Consider the following 13,525-nt stretch of genomic DNA (forward strand, 5'->3'; position numbering starts at 1 on the left):
GAATTAGGATCCCTTTTTAGCTTGTAGAGAAAGATATAACGAATCGGCATTGAGTGAGCAGCAATAAGTCTGTAATAAACTGCCGTGTTGGTTTGCTTGGATCAATTCAATACGTAGAACCGTATCAATAAGATCAGCTTGTTGTTGTTTTTCTAATTGCAGTTCAAACTGAAGAGCTTGTTGATAAAGTGACATGTCCGCCGTTTGTTTGATCTGTTTTCTTAATGGTCGATAAGATGCGAGTAAGTCATCTGTCGTTATGAGTGAGTCTTCAAGATGTGCAATATGTAATGATGGAAATTGAATGTTGAGAGAGTCAAGCCAGAGTAAAAGTAAAGCAAGATTCACATTACCTTGATACTGATCTTGTAAGGTGAGAGCGGCGGATTGCACGCCTTGTTTTTTATAATGGGATAGGGAGAAAGACCAAAAGACTTCGCCGGTAAGCAAAGCCTTTTGTTGTTTACTAATAGGAGGATTACAGTTGAGAGGCATTCTCTTTTTCTTCAATTTGTTCTTGAAGATCCATCCATTCCATCTCTACGTCTTCAAGCTCTGATTTTGCCGATGCTTGAGTTGCCAAGACTTCAGTTAATCGTTTTTTGTTTTCAGCTTCATATAAAGACACATCACCAAGCTCTTCTTCCGCTTTGCTTATGGTTTCGTTTAGCTTATCCATTTTCTTTTCAAGCTTAGTCACTTCTTTACGTAGTGGTGCTATCTGCTTTCTGAATTCGGCTTCTTTACGTTTTTGCTCTTTTTTATCTGCCGCACTTAAACTGGTAGAGGTGCTTGGGCTATCTTGTTTGTCTTGTTGCAGTTGTTCTTTACGCTCGGTCTTATTTTGTTCTGTTAGCCATTTATAGTAATCCGTTAAGTCACCATCAAAAGGAACCACTTGGCGATCGTGAACTAAGTACAGATCATCTGTGGTAGCACGAAGTAAGTATCTATCATGACTGACGATAACCATTGCACCTTCAAAGGTTTGTAGTGCCATGGTTAAGGCTTGGCGCATATCTAAATCAAGGTGGTTGGTCGGTTCATCGAGTAGCAACATGTTTGGTTTTTGCCATACTACCAGTGCTAATACCAAACGGGCTTTCTCGCCACCTGAGAACGGACCTACTTTATCTAAAGCTTTTTCGCCTTGAAAACCAAAGCTACCTAAGTAATCACGCAGTTGTTGCTCTGTGTGATTAGGGGCAATTTGCATTAAATGTTGTAGTGGTGTTTCTTCTACGTGCAGCGTTTCTAATTGATGCTGTGCAAAGTAACCAATTTTTACGCCTTGAGAGTAGCTGAAAATACCACTTTGTGGCGCTAACTCACCAGAGAGTAATTTAATTAGTGTTGATTTACCGGCACCATTTCGACCCAATAAGCCAATACGACTGCCCGGAACAAGGTTCAAACGAATTTGTTCTAGAATGGTGTTGTTTTCATAGCCGGCACTCACTTCATCCATCATTAGGATTGGGTTTGGCAGAGCATCAGGTTCTCTAAAATTAAAGCTAAATGGGTTATCAAGCTGTGCAGGTAGCACTTTTTCCATCTTCTCTAACGCTTTAATACGGCTTTGTGCTTGACGTGCTTTTGATGCTTTGTAACGGAAGCGGTCAATGTATGACTGCATGTGTGACATGTTCTTTTGTTGCTTTTGGTATTTCGCTTGTTGCAGCACTAATTTCTCAGCACGTTGCACTTCAAATGACGAGTAGTTACCTGTGTATTCGTTTAACTGTTGGTTCTCTACATGAATAATACGATTGATAACAGGATCAAGAAAATCACGGTCATGAGAAATAAGCATTAAGGTGCCAGGATAGTTTTGTAACCAACGCTCTAACCACATTACTGCATCTAAATCTAAGTGGTTGGTTGGTTCATCGAGCAGCAATAAATCTGAGCGACAAATCAGGGCTTGAGCCAAGTTTAAACGCATACGCCAACCACCAGAGAATTGAGTTAAGTTCCACTCCATCTGCTGTTGAGAAAAGCCTAAACCATTTAGTAATTCAGCCGCACGTGAGTTAATGGTGTAACCACCAGCAATGTCTATTTTGCTGTGAAGTTCAGCAACTAAGGTGCCGTTATCTGCATCTTCTGCTTTACGTAACTGTTCTTCTAAGCCTCGGAATTCACGATCACCATCGATAACATAATCAATGGCTTTGCGCTCTAGTGCTGGAGTTTCTTGCGCTACCCATGCCATTTCCCAGTTTTGAGGAACTCGATTTGAACCGGCATCAACGCTTAATTCGCCTTTAATTAGGGCAAAAAGAGTGGATTTACCACAGCCATTTTTTCCGACCAAGCCCACTTTGTCACCCGGGTGAATGGTGGCAGAGGCTTGTTCTAATAATGGCTTCCCGCCACGAAGTAATTGAATGTCTGAAAACGTAATCATGCTGTGGTGTTCTTCTCTTGTTGGCAAAATAGTGAATACGAAGAGCATAGTAGGCGTAAGAGCGAAGATTGTCGATATGGAAATAGTCTGTATGATGGAGAAGATAACTACAAAAAGAAAAGTCTAGAAAGGAATTTATGACTCAGTTGCCTAAAATATTAGTGATCCTTGCTCATCCTGATCCTCAACATTCAGTGGCCAATAAAGCTATTTTAACGGCTTATCAAAACCTCTCTCATGTCACCGTGCATGATCTTTATGCTCAATACCCAGAGTTCTTCATTGATGTGATTCATGAACATCAATTGCTTGCTCAGCATGACATTATCGTTTTTCAACATCCTCTTTATCTCTATTCTTGCCCAGCTTTGTTAAAAGAGTGGATGGATTGCGTCCTTGGTAAGGGATTTGCCTATGGTGATGGCAATGCACTAAAAGGGAAGCAATGGCGTAGTGTGATTACCGCGGGCGGGATTGAAGAGGCGTTTTCTGCGACAGGCTATAATCAACATTCCATGGATGAGATCCTTGTGCCATTTAAGATCACCGCAGCATTATGTCAAATGGAATGGCTGACACCATCAATTCAATATTGGGCTCGAAAGATCACAGTAGAAAAACGTCAGCAGTTTATTGATGATTATAAGTTGTGGCTATCAAACCCTAGAGGAGAAAGCTAATGGCGGGAGATTGGTTACATACTAGTTCAATATTTTTAGCTGCTGCGGTTGTTACTGTTCCTTTGGCGCAACGATTTGGTTTAGGCGCAGTGCTTGGTTACTTATTGGCAGGGATTGCGATTGGCCCGTGGGGATTGAAGTTGATCTCTGATGTGGATGCGATTTTACACTTTTCAGAGTTTGGTGTGGTGCTACTGCTGTTTCTGATTGGATTAGAATTGAACCCCAATAAGTTATGGAAGATGCGAAAACCGATCATAGGATTAGGTGGCAGCCAAGTAGTGGTGACTTCTTGTGTGATTACCGCAGCCATGATGCTTTATGGTTTAACGTGGCAAGTGAGTGTTGTTATAGGTATGGGCTTAGCCTTGTCATCTACCGCGATTGCATTGCGAGTAATTGAAGAGCGTAAGTTATCAGAGTCGGAGAGTGGTCAATCTGGTTTTGCTGTACTGTTATTTCAAGATATAGCTGTTATTCCTATGCTCGCGATATTACCTATTTTAGCCGGTGGTGCAAGTGGTCATTGGCTTGATGGTTTATGGGTATTAGCCGGAGTAATTAGCATCTTTACTCTTGCTCATTTTTTATTAAGGCCGTTGTTTAATTATGTAGTAAAGAGTGGTGCTAGAGAGTTATTTACAGTTGCGGCACTTCTTTTAGTTATCGGTGTTTCTGCCGCAATGAAAGAGTTGGGGCTATCAATGGCTCTAGGGGCTTTTCTTGCGGGAGTGCTATTGGCTGAGAGTGAATTTCGTCACGAGTTAGAAGTGGCGATTGAACCATTCAAAGGCTTACTACTTGGTTTATTCTTTATTGCGGTAGGGATGTCGGTTAATTTAGGCTTATTACTACAATATCCATTAGAAATATTGTTTGCTGTGATCTTATTAGTAACATCTAAAGGATTATTGCTCTATGGCTTAGCTCGGTTATTTGGTACTCAAGCGAAAGCACGCAGTCAAATGGCGATGATTTTAAGTCAAGGTGGTGAATTTGCATTTGTGTTATTTACCGCGGCACAAATGGAAGGGTTATTAAGTAAAGAATTAACGGCATTTTTATTAGTTGTGGTGAGTATATCAATGATGACAACACCGCTTTTATTGATTATTCAAGATAAGTGGTTTGCCAGAACGTTAAACCATGAAGAAGAAATGATACCATCAGATTTTACTCACGCGACACAGCCTAAGGTAATTATTGCGGGTTTTGGTCGGTTTGGTCAAATTGTTGGGCGTCTTCTTTTTGCAAGTAAGATTAAATTGACGATTTTAGAAGAGAACCCGAGTCAAATACGCTTGTTAAGAAAGTTTGGTTACAAAGTATATTACGGAGATGCAACGCAAGTTGAGTTATTAAGAGCAGCTGGTGCAGAGAAAGCTGAAGCTATAGTGATATGTAAGACAGACCCGCAAAAAGTGATGGATATTGTCGCTTTGTGTAAACAAAATTTCCCACATTTGAAAATCTTAGCAAGGGCGAGAAGTCGAGTAGAGGCGTATGAGTTATTAAATGAAGGGGTAGATCATTTTTCTCGAGAAACTTTTTATGGTGCCCTTGATTTAGGTCGACAAACCCTCACATCTTTGGGTATGCACCCTTATCAAGCTAAGCGTGCAGAATCGCATTTTAAAAAGTTAGATGTTGCTATGCTCAAAGAATTGCTACCATTGCATTCAGACGACAAAACTCTGGCTTCTAAGGCGAAGGCGGCTCGAATAGAATTAGAAGAGATTTTTGGTTTGGAAATGGAAAATGAACGTTCCAATCAGAACCATTGGGATTGACGTCAGACAGAGTTAATTAGCACAAGGATAATAACCGTGAAAAAACGATTTATTGCAGGTGCGGTTTGCCCATCGTGTAGCACGACGGATACGCTACGTTGGTGGGAAGAAAGTAATATTGAACATGTCGAATGTGTGGAGTGTGGTCATACAGACCGTAAAACACCAAAATCGATAGAAAAAACCAAACATGCGCAAGATGATGTTATTGGCGTTTTTAAGCCTGAATAGTATTATGTCGCAACACTGAATACCATCCACTAGTGCCAAGTGCATCCGGAGTTAAAATGAAAATTGAAAAGAACGTTGTTGTAAGTCTTGCATACCAAGTGAAAACTGAAGAAGGCGTAGTTGTTGATCAATCAACAGTAGAAGCTCCTCTTGATTACCTACACGGCCACAACAATTTAATTGTTGGTCTAGAAAAAGCACTTGAAGGTAAAGTTGAAGGCGATAAATTCAGCATCACTGTTACTCCTGAAGAAGCATACGGTGAGCACATGGATGAGATGGTTCAACGTGTTCCAGCAAACGTTTTCCAAGGTGTTGAGCAAATCGAAGTTGGCATGCGTTTCCTTGCAGATACAGATCAGGGTCCAATTCCTGTAGAAGTAACGGAAGTTGACGGTGACGAAGTTGTTGTTGATGGTAACCACATGCTTGCTGGCCAAACGTTAGGTTTTGACGTTGAAGTTGTAGCATTACGTGAAGCAACTGAAGAAGAAGCAGCGCACGGTCATATTCACCAAGAAGGTGGCTGTGGTCACGATCATGGACACGACCATGATCACGAAGGCGGTTGTTGTGGTGGTGAAGGCCATTCTCACGAGCACAAAGAAGATCACGAATGTTGTGGTAGCGGTAACTGTTCTAAGTAATCTTTTAAGAGCAGGAACGAGAGGCGAGGACGCTTCGCTCGAGGAGCGAGGAAGAGCTTGAGTTCTATGATAAATTTGAAACCGCAGGTGTGGAAGCATCTGCGGTTTTTTTTGCTAGAAACTATACGCTGCGCTAACTAGATACTATAAAAGCGAGTATGGTAGGTGTTTTGAGTTCTAGGTTTTAGGGCGCTGCGCTTGCAGGTTTCAGGTGTGCTCGCTTTTGATTTTCCTGAAACCTTCGTTTTTTGCTTTTATAGGAGCGAAGCGATCTAGTTAGCGTAGCGTATAGCCTAGCTTCTAGTAATGCGGTGGTGGTGTCTCTTCTGACGCATCAGCCATACTCGATGTATCCATAGTCTTCATCTTACCGACCATAAACTTCATTTGAACTTGCATATTAGTGATCAGTAATTGTTGCTGAGATAACGCATCATTTAGCTCTTCAACTGTTTGTTCTTGAAATGCCATTTGGCACTCTAAATCACTGATCTTATCTTCTAATTTTTTAATATCTGCTGTCATTCTTTTATCAACCAAGCTTGAGCTATTCCGGCTGAAGTAGCAGAAATGACTCGTTGTTTTTTATCAATGGCGACATCATACACTACCGCTGTTGGTGGACGAGCATCTTTTAATGGTTCGGCGCGCCATTGTTCTTGTTTCTTACCTGAGAGGGTATCCCACAGCATGATGGTACCAGCGGGTGAGCCTGTCATTAATAATTTACCATCATCGCTAAAGCGGGCACTAGAAAATACTTGTTGGCGAGCGAAGGTACTTAGCTTTGTCATCTTCTTCCCTGTTTTCAAATCCCAAATAAAGGCATCATTGCCTCCATCCGCAGTGAGTGCGTATTTACCATCCCGTTGAAGTGCGATTCGGTTAACGCGCTTTTCATGCTCGAATGTACGTAGAATTTGACCTGTTCGAGTATCCCAGAGGTAAGCGAAGTGATCATTACCACCAGAAAGTGCAAATTTACCATTGGCAGATAAGGCGACTGAATTCACTTTTTCTCGATGAGCAAGAAACTCTAATCTGCGCCCTGTTGCTAAATTAATGTAAATAGCTTTACCGTTAGATAAACCAAGCAACACTTGTTGCCCATTACTTGAAATATCGACATCACGAATAATGCCATCAGAGATAGACCATAACCCTTCTGATATTCCCATACCTAAATCCCAAATAGCAAAATTGGTTTGAGTTGCGGTAATGGCAAAACGAGAATTATCGGCGATCGTAATGTGTGAAACGGTAGAGTTATTTTGGTCTTGAGCTCCAAAATAGGTCAGTTCTTTATTCTCGACCAAATCCCAAAAATGCAGTCCGCTTTTAATTTCGCTGTCAGTATTGGCTGCATTAGATCCTTCTTTGACAAAGAAGAGCCCAAAGCGGGCATCACGACTTAAGGCAAAACTAGTTGTGCCTTGTGTGGCCATTTCCCAACGTTGAACGTCAGAATTGTTAAAGAAACAGCCGGATAATGTCAACGTAATGACAAAAATTGCAATGTATTGAGAGATTAGGCGCATCAAATTGAACTACTCGTTTGTAATGTGTCTATAAGTACTAGTATATTGTGATGAATGTAATTTGCATCATTATCTAAAAAATTGAATAAGAAATTGAGGCAAAGCCTCAAATAATCGGAGTTTTGAAATGAAATCTATTTTTAAAGTGTCGCTACTTGCTGCGACTGTTGCGTTCGTTGTTGGTTGTCAAAAAGAAGAAGCACCTAAAACAGAAGCAACTACGTTACCTGCAACAGTTGAAGCATCGGTAGAAGGCGCAACCGCATCAACGTTTGCATCTGAAGATGAAAAAGCAGGCTATGCAATTGGTGCATCACTAGCTAAATACTTAAACTCTAATTTAGAGAAACAAACAGAACTTGGTTTAGACCTTAAGAAAGCAGATGTACTTGCAGGTGTTACTGACGTATTCAACGGTAAAGAACGTTTAACTGACGAAGAAATCCAAGGTGCTCTACAAGCGCTAGATCAACGCGTTGCTGAAATCGCACAACAAAAAGCAGCCGCTGAATCTGAAGCAAACATTAAAGCCGGTGCTGATTACCGTGCAGAGTTTGAAAAACAAGACGGCGTAATGAAGACTGAATCAGGCCTTCTATACCAAGTTGAAACGCCTGCAGAAGGTCCTAAACCAAAAGCAACGGATACCGTAGTTGTTCATTACTCTGGTACATTAATCGATGGTACTAAGTTCGATAGCTCTTACGATCGTAACCAACCTGCGACATTCCCACTGAATGCAGTAATTCCTGGTTGGACTGAAGGTGTTCAGCTTATGAATGTTGGCTCTAAATATAAGTTCGTTATTCCTGCTGAGTTAGGTTACGGCGCTCAAGGTAATCAAGCGATCCCTGCAAACTCAACATTGGTATTTGATGTTGAATTGCTAGAAATTAAAGATGCAGCAAAACCTGCAAAATAATTCTCTTGAAGATTAAATAATCTAAACTTTGTTTTAGATCACTGAATTAGCCCCGGCACTTGCTGGGGTTTTTTATTTTCATGCAAATATTCTGATAAACTTGATGTAATTATTTTAAGCGTAGGTCTTAACGCATGTGTTAAGCAGCAAATATTAAGTTGGTAATTATGAATATAGCAAAGACCACAGAAGAAGGTTTATCTGCGGTAGTGCCATTTACTGAATTTGATCATCATATTCTGCGTTCTTACGAAGCCGTCGTTGATGGTATTGCTAGTTTAATCGGTAGCTATTGTGAGATTGTTCTGCATTCATTAGAAGACATTAATAAGTCGGCTATCCGAATTGCCAATGGTGAGAATACAGGCCGTAAAGTTGGTTCACCTATTACTGACTTAGCATTACAAATGTTGAAAGATATCCAGCGTTCAAAGCGTAATTTCTCACGCTCATACTTCACTCGCGCGAAAGGTGGGGTATTGATGAAGTCGATTACGGTGGCGATCCGTAATGGTGATGAACGAATTATTGGCTTACTTTGTATTAACATCAATTTAGATGCGCCTTTCTCTCAAGTTCTGCATTCTTTCATGCCAAGTGAAGAAGCGAATGAAGCAGCGTCAAGTGTCAACTTTGCTAGTGATGTGGATGAACTTGTTGATCAGACGGTTAAGCGTACTATTGACGAGGTCAATGCAGATAAAGAAGTTGGCAATAACGCTAAGAATAAGCAGATCGTAATGGATTTATACGATAAAGGTATTTTTGATATTAAAGATGCGATTAACCGTGTTGCTGATCAGCTTAATATTTCAAAGCATACGGTTTATCTCTATATTCGTCAGAGAAAAATAGAGGATGGTGAGAAATGAGTTTGCGTTATGGGTTAGTCGTTAATGGCTCGGCGTATGGAACTCAAGCATCAAGGCAAGCTTTTCAATTTGCACAAGCATTGATTGAGCAGGGACACAATTTAGAAAAAGTATTCTTCTATCAAGATGGAGTGTTGAACGCCTCTTCATTGATCTTACCTGCTAATGATGAATTTGATATAACTAAAGCATGGCAAGCCTTGGCACAAGAACACAATGTAGAATTAGAAACTTGTGTTGCAGCGGCATTACGTCGTGGTGTCATCGGTCAAGAAGAAGCAGAGCAGCATAAGATAGAGCAACATAACTTAGCGCAAGGTTTTCAACAAGCTGGTTTAGGTGGTTTAACGACAGCGCTGCTGAAATTTGATCGTGTTATTCAGTTTTAATAGCTTGGATCTGAAAGAGAATAGGTAGGTCATGAATCGCATTGGATTTGTATTTCAAAGTTCACCACACTCAACCACTAAAGGTAGGGAAGGCTTAGATGCCATCCTAGCAGCGTCGGTATACAGTGAAGACATTGGTATTTTTTTTATTGGTGATGGTGTGCAGCAGTTACTTGAGGCTCAGCAACCGGAACAAATATTATCTCGCGATTATATTGCTGGATTTAAAATGTTGCCTTTATACGATCTTGAAGAGATCTTTGTGTGTCAGACGGCGCTATTAAATCGTGGATTAAAAGCTCATAATCTGAACATTGATGTTGAAGTCATCTCAAATCAACAAATTAATGAGAAGTTAGCACAATGCGCTCAAGTGATGGTGTTTTAAGTTATGCTGCATATTTTAACCAAAACAGACAATTTACACGCGCTTTATAAACAGGAGTTACCGGTAAATGTAGATAGTGATGTGTTTTTATTAACACAAGACTGTGTTTATGCCGGAATATTGGATCATAAAGATCATTTATTGATCCTTTCTCTTAAGCAGTGCTATTTTTTACAATGAAGATGTAGACGCAAGAGGTGTTAAGGGATTAATTGATAATAAAATTCAATTAGTTACTTATGTATCTTTTGTCTCTCTAACCCAAGAATATTCCCCCGTGGTGACTTGGTAATTGAGTGTTATGGCCAAGAAAGAGGGACTATTTTAAAATTGTTTATTAATAGTGCTGTATATTTCTTGACACATATCACGTTCAGCCTTAGAATTTCGCGTCCCTATTTCCATAGGGATATAGATTTTTCAAAAGTTTTCGAACCTCTAATCAGGAGCTATTTTAATGGCAACTATTAACCAGCTGGTACGCAAGCCACGTGCAAAGCAAGTTGTTAAAAGCAACGTGCCTGCGCTAGAAGCGTGTCCACAAAAACGTGGTGTATGTACTCGCGTATATACTACTACTCCAAAAAAACCGAACTCAGCATTACGTAAAGTATGTCGTGTTCGTCTAACTAACGGCTTTGAAGTTACTTCATACATCGGCGGCGAAGGTCACAACCTTCAGGAGCACTCAGTTGTTCTTATCCGTGGTGGTCGTGTTAAAGATTTACCAGGTGTGCGTTACCACACTGTTCGTGGTGCACTTGACTGTGCTGGCGTAAACGATCGTAAGAAAGGTCGTTCTAAGTATGGTGTGAAACGTCCTAAGTCTTAATGCCTTGTTTTTAAAACAAGCGCTTAAGTAAGGCCAAACACTAAATAATTTATTATTTTTGATAAAACTGAAAAGTTTTGGATAAAACCTGAAGAAGACAACGGAGAAATTCCATGCCACGTCGTCGCGTAATAGGCCAACGTAAGATCCTTCCAGATCCTAAGTTCAAATCTGAGCTGTTGGCAAAATTTGTAAACATCGTAATGGTTGACGGTAAGAAATCAACTGCTGAAAAAATCGTTTACGGTGCACTAGAAATCATGGCTGAGAAATCTGGTAAAGATCACTTAGCTGTATTCGAAGAAGCTCTTGAAAATGTTCGTCCATCGGTGGAAGTTAAATCTCGCCGTGTGGGTGGTTCAACTTACCAAGTTCCTGTAGAAGTACGTCCGGTTCGCCGTAACGCACTTGCTATGCGTTGGATGGTTGAAGCTGCGCGCAAGCGTGGTGAAAAATCTATGGCTCAACGTCTTGCTAATGAAATGGTAGACGCGTCTGAGAACAAAGGTACTGCGGTTAAGAAACGTGAAGACGTTCACCGTATGGCTGATGCTAACAAAGCATTCGCTCATTACCGCTGGTAATACCGAAGGTGCAGCAGTCCTTGCTGCACCTTACTTCTTTCTTTCCCATTTAGTAAAACACTTAGCCATTATCGCTATTTCAATGCGTGTGCGTTGGGAAATAGCAATAATCCCTAAGATAAGAGGATACAACCGTGGCTCGAAATACACCTATTGAGCGCTACCGTAATATCGGTATCTGTGCTCATGTAGATGCAGGTAAAACTACTACTACTGAGCGTATTCTGTTCTATACAGGTCTTTCTCATAAAATTGGCGAAGTTCATGATGGTGCTGCTACCATGGATTGGATGGAGCAAGAGCAAGAGCGTGGTATCACAATTACCTCTGCGGCTACTACGACTTTCTGGCGTGGTATGGATGCACAATTCCAAGATCACCGTATTAATATCATCGATACTCCTGGACACGTTGACTTCACCATTGAAGTAGAACGTTCTTTGCGCGTACTTGATGGTGCGGTTGTTGTGTTCTGTGGCTCATCGGGTGTTGAACCTCAATCTGAAACAGTATGGCGTCAAGCGAATAAATACGGAGTTCCTCGTATTGTTTTCGTTAATAAGATGGACCGTGCTGGTGCAGATTTCTTACGCGTTGTAGAGCAAATTAAAAATCGTCTTGGTGCAAACCCTGTTCCTATCCAATTAAATATTGGTGCAGAAGATAATTTCAGAGGTGTTGTTGACCTTATCAAGATGAAAACCATTAACTGGAACGAAACCGATCAAGGGATGACCTTCACATATGAAGACATTCCAGCTGATATGGTTGAGCTTGCAGATGAATGGCGTCAAAACCTAGTTGAAGAAGCCGCTGAAGCCTCTGAAGAACTGATGGAAAAATACCTTGAAGGTGAAGAACTATCAGAAGAAGAGATCAAAGGTGCATTACGTACTCGTACATTAAATAACGAGATCGTACTAGCAACTTGTGGTTCTGCCTTTAAAAACAAAGGCGTTCAAGCGGTACTTGATGCTGTTATTGAATTCTTACCTGCACCAATCGATGTTCCTGCAATTAAGGGCGTTGATGAAAATGATAATGAAGTTGAGCGTCACGCAGACGACAATGAACCATTTTCAGCGTTAGCATTCAAAATTGCAACAGACCCATTCGTAGGTACGTTGACTTTCATGCGTGTTTATTCTGGTGTTGTTAATACTGGCGACGGTGTTTATAACTCAGTTAAACAAAAGCGTGAACGTTTTGGTCGTATTGTTCAGCTTCATGCCAATAAGCGTGAAGAAGTGAAAGAGATACGCGCTGGTGATATCGCTGCGGCGATTGGCCTAAAAGACGTAACTACAGGTGACACACTGTGTGATCAAAACGCAAAAGTTATTCTTGAGCGTATGGAATTCCCTGAACCGGTTATTCAAATCGCAGTTGAACCAAGAACACTCGCTGACCAAGAAAAAATGGGTATCGCACTAGGTAAACTAGCGGCAGAAGATCCATCTTTCCGTGTAGAAACGGACAAAGAATCAGGACAAACACTGATTTCTGGCATGGGTGAACTACACTTAGATATTATCGTTGATCGTATGAAGCGTGAATTCAGCGTTGAATGTAACGTTGGTAAGCCTCAAGTGGCATACCGTGAAACTATTCGTGGTAGCGCGGAAGTGGAAGGTAAATTCATACGTCAATCTGGCGGTCGTGGTCAATACGGTCACGTATGGCTTAGAATCGAACCATCAGAACCTGATGAGGGTTTTGTTTTTGTTGATGAAATTGTAGGTGGTGCTGTTCCTCGTGAATACATCAGCTCAGTAGCAAAAGGTATCGAAGAGCAAATGAATAACGGCGTATTAGCAGGTTATCCTGTACTCGACGTTAAAGCTACGCTATTTGATGGCTCATACCACGATGTTGACTCCAATGAAATGGCGTTCAGGATCGCAGGTTCAATGGCGTTCAAGAATGGTGCACTAGAAGCGCAACCAGTTATTCTTGAGCCAATGATGAAAGTTGAAGTAACCACTCCAGAAGACTGGATGGGTGATGTTGTTGGTGACTTAAACCGTCGTCGTGGCATGATTGAAGGTATGGACGATGGCATTGCAGGATTGAAAGTAATCCGCGCTCAAGTCCCACTTTCTGAAATGTTTGGTTATGCAACATCTCTACGTTCTGCGACACAAGGTCGCGCGTCTTATTCTATGGAATTCTCCGAATATGGTGAAGTTTCTAAGAATGTTGCCGATAGAATCATCGCTGAACGCGGATAAAACACTCAATA

Annotated in this window: 17 protein-coding genes; 13 read left to right on the forward strand and 4 right to left on the reverse strand. The window is 41.1% G+C overall.

Annotation, left to right across the window (positions count from 1 at the left end):
* Positions 1-3 precede the first annotated feature (3 nt).
* On the reverse strand, positions 4-495 hold the full coding sequence (locus ACU5DF_RS19965) for a TIGR02444 family protein (RefSeq protein WP_446713950.1): 492 nt from the start codon (positions 493-495) through the stop codon (positions 4-6).
* On the reverse strand, positions 479-2,410 hold the full coding sequence (locus ACU5DF_RS19970) for an ABC transporter ATP-binding protein (protein ID WP_446713951.1): 1,932 nt from the start codon (positions 2,408-2,410) through the stop codon (positions 479-481). Before ACU5DF_RS19970 ends, ACU5DF_RS19965 begins: the two co-directional genes overlap by 17 nt.
* 137 nt (positions 2,411-2,547) lie before the next feature.
* On the opposite strand from ACU5DF_RS19970, the gene kefG reads away from it, so the two are divergent.
* Genes kefG through slyD form a run of 4 tightly spaced genes read left to right on the forward strand, consistent with a single transcriptional unit; the run spans position 2,548 to position 5,758 of the window.
* The gene (gene kefG / locus ACU5DF_RS19975; RefSeq protein WP_446713952.1) at positions 2,548-3,090 is read left to right on the forward strand and encodes a glutathione-regulated potassium-efflux system ancillary protein KefG; all 543 of its coding nucleotides are present in this window, start codon (positions 2,548-2,550) and stop codon (positions 3,088-3,090) included.
* The gene (gene kefB, locus ACU5DF_RS19980) at positions 3,090-4,880 is read left to right on the forward strand and encodes a glutathione-regulated potassium-efflux system protein KefB (RefSeq protein WP_446713953.1); all 1,791 of its coding nucleotides are present in this window, start codon (positions 3,090-3,092) and stop codon (positions 4,878-4,880) included. The genes kefG and kefB overlap by 1 nt, the downstream gene beginning before the upstream one ends.
* Positions 4,881-4,910: 30 nt before the next feature.
* Positions 4,911-5,111 (forward strand): YheV family putative zinc ribbon protein, encoded by a 201-nt coding sequence (locus tag ACU5DF_RS19985; protein ID WP_174213438.1) that lies wholly within the window; start codon positions 4,911-4,913, stop codon positions 5,109-5,111.
* A 56-nt stretch (positions 5,112-5,167) separates the two neighbouring features.
* Positions 5,168-5,758: a peptidylprolyl isomerase gene (gene slyD, locus ACU5DF_RS19990; RefSeq protein ID WP_446713954.1), complete on the forward strand. Its 591-nt coding sequence runs from the start codon at positions 5,168-5,170 to the stop codon at positions 5,756-5,758.
* A gap of 300 nt (positions 5,759-6,058) precedes the next feature.
* Here slyD and ACU5DF_RS19995 read toward each other — a convergent pair whose 3' ends face one another.
* Both ACU5DF_RS19995 and ACU5DF_RS20000 read right to left on the reverse strand, forming a co-directional pair.
* Positions 6,059-6,283 (reverse strand): SlyX family protein, encoded by a 225-nt coding sequence (locus tag ACU5DF_RS19995; RefSeq protein ID WP_446713955.1) that lies wholly within the window; start codon positions 6,281-6,283, stop codon positions 6,059-6,061.
* Positions 6,280-7,296 carry a WD40 repeat domain-containing protein gene (locus ACU5DF_RS20000; RefSeq protein ID WP_446713956.1) on the reverse strand — a complete coding sequence of 339 codons (1,017 nt, stop codon included), beginning with the start codon at positions 7,294-7,296 and terminating at the stop codon, positions 6,280-6,282. Before ACU5DF_RS20000 ends, ACU5DF_RS19995 begins: the two co-directional genes overlap by 4 nt.
* Before the next feature lie 127 nt (positions 7,297-7,423).
* Between ACU5DF_RS20000 and fkpA the strand changes: the two genes are divergently transcribed.
* From fkpA to fusA, 9 genes are all read left to right on the forward strand, one after another.
* Positions 7,424-8,218 (forward strand): FKBP-type peptidyl-prolyl cis-trans isomerase, encoded by a 795-nt coding sequence (fkpA, locus tag ACU5DF_RS20005; RefSeq protein ID WP_446713957.1) that lies wholly within the window; start codon positions 7,424-7,426, stop codon positions 8,216-8,218.
* A gap of 167 nt (positions 8,219-8,385) precedes the next feature.
* Positions 8,386-9,090, forward strand: a complete 705-nt coding sequence (locus tag ACU5DF_RS20010) for a helix-turn-helix transcriptional regulator (protein ID WP_045103059.1) — start codon at positions 8,386-8,388, stop codon at positions 9,088-9,090.
* Positions 9,087-9,479: a sulfurtransferase complex subunit TusD gene (gene tusD / locus ACU5DF_RS20015; protein WP_045103058.1), complete on the forward strand. Its 393-nt coding sequence runs from the start codon at positions 9,087-9,089 to the stop codon at positions 9,477-9,479. The genes ACU5DF_RS20010 and tusD overlap by 4 nt, the downstream gene beginning before the upstream one ends.
* A 31-nt stretch (positions 9,480-9,510) precedes the next feature.
* Entirely contained in the window at positions 9,511-9,867 is a 357-nt protein-coding gene (tusC, locus tag ACU5DF_RS20020) for a sulfurtransferase complex subunit TusC (protein ID WP_446713958.1), read from the forward strand.
* Between the two features lie 3 nt (positions 9,868-9,870).
* A complete protein-coding gene (locus tag ACU5DF_RS20025; protein ID WP_446713959.1) occupies positions 9,871-10,047 on the forward strand; it encodes a hypothetical protein in 177 nt (58 codons plus the stop codon).
* Between the two features lie 31 nt (positions 10,048-10,078).
* The gene (locus ACU5DF_RS20030) at positions 10,079-10,159 is read left to right on the forward strand and encodes a hypothetical protein (RefSeq protein WP_446714284.1); all 81 of its coding nucleotides are present in this window, start codon (positions 10,079-10,081) and stop codon (positions 10,157-10,159) included.
* A 165-nt stretch (positions 10,160-10,324) separates the two neighbouring features.
* Entirely contained in the window at positions 10,325-10,699 is a 375-nt protein-coding gene (gene rpsL, locus ACU5DF_RS20035) for a 30S ribosomal protein S12 (RefSeq protein WP_005417208.1), read from the forward strand.
* A 113-nt stretch (positions 10,700-10,812) separates the two neighbouring features.
* Positions 10,813-11,283: a 30S ribosomal protein S7 gene (rpsG, locus tag ACU5DF_RS20040; protein ID WP_045103056.1), complete on the forward strand. Its 471-nt coding sequence runs from the start codon at positions 10,813-10,815 to the stop codon at positions 11,281-11,283.
* A 134-nt stretch (positions 11,284-11,417) separates the two neighbouring features.
* The gene (gene fusA, locus ACU5DF_RS20045; RefSeq protein ID WP_446713960.1) at positions 11,418-13,514 is read left to right on the forward strand and encodes an elongation factor G; all 2,097 of its coding nucleotides are present in this window, start codon (positions 11,418-11,420) and stop codon (positions 13,512-13,514) included.
* Positions 13,515-13,525 lie beyond the last annotated feature (11 nt).

This window comes from Aliivibrio wodanis (genome assembly GCF_052920805.1).

Coding starts and splice junctions, on each gene's coding strand:
- ACU5DF_RS19965 (WP_446713950.1), bottom strand. CDS start 495: ATGCCTCTCAACTGTAATCCTCCTATTAGTAAACAACAAAAGGCTTTG.
- ACU5DF_RS19970 (WP_446713951.1), bottom strand. CDS start 2,410: ATGATTACGTTTTCAGACATTCAATTACTTCGTGGCGGGAAGCCATTA.
- kefG (WP_446713952.1), top strand. CDS start 2,548: ATGACTCAGTTGCCTAAAATATTAGTGATCCTTGCTCATCCTGATCCT.
- kefB (WP_446713953.1), top strand. CDS start 3,090: ATGGCGGGAGATTGGTTACATACTAGTTCAATATTTTTAGCTGCTGCG.
- slyD (WP_446713954.1), top strand. CDS start 5,168: ATGAAAATTGAAAAGAACGTTGTTGTAAGTCTTGCATACCAAGTGAAA.
- ACU5DF_RS19995 (WP_446713955.1), bottom strand. CDS start 6,283: ATGACAGCAGATATTAAAAAATTAGAAGATAAGATCAGTGATTTAGAG.
- ACU5DF_RS20000 (WP_446713956.1), bottom strand. CDS start 7,296: ATGCGCCTAATCTCTCAATACATTGCAATTTTTGTCATTACGTTGACA.
- fkpA (WP_446713957.1), top strand. CDS start 7,424: ATGAAATCTATTTTTAAAGTGTCGCTACTTGCTGCGACTGTTGCGTTC.
- ACU5DF_RS20010 (WP_045103059.1), top strand. CDS start 8,386: ATGAATATAGCAAAGACCACAGAAGAAGGTTTATCTGCGGTAGTGCCA.
- tusD (WP_045103058.1), top strand. CDS start 9,087: ATGAGTTTGCGTTATGGGTTAGTCGTTAATGGCTCGGCGTATGGAACT.
- tusC (WP_446713958.1), top strand. CDS start 9,511: ATGAATCGCATTGGATTTGTATTTCAAAGTTCACCACACTCAACCACT.
- ACU5DF_RS20025 (WP_446713959.1), top strand. CDS start 9,871: ATGCTGCATATTTTAACCAAAACAGACAATTTACACGCGCTTTATAAA.
- rpsL (WP_005417208.1), top strand. CDS start 10,325: ATGGCAACTATTAACCAGCTGGTACGCAAGCCACGTGCAAAGCAAGTT.
- rpsG (WP_045103056.1), top strand. CDS start 10,813: ATGCCACGTCGTCGCGTAATAGGCCAACGTAAGATCCTTCCAGATCCT.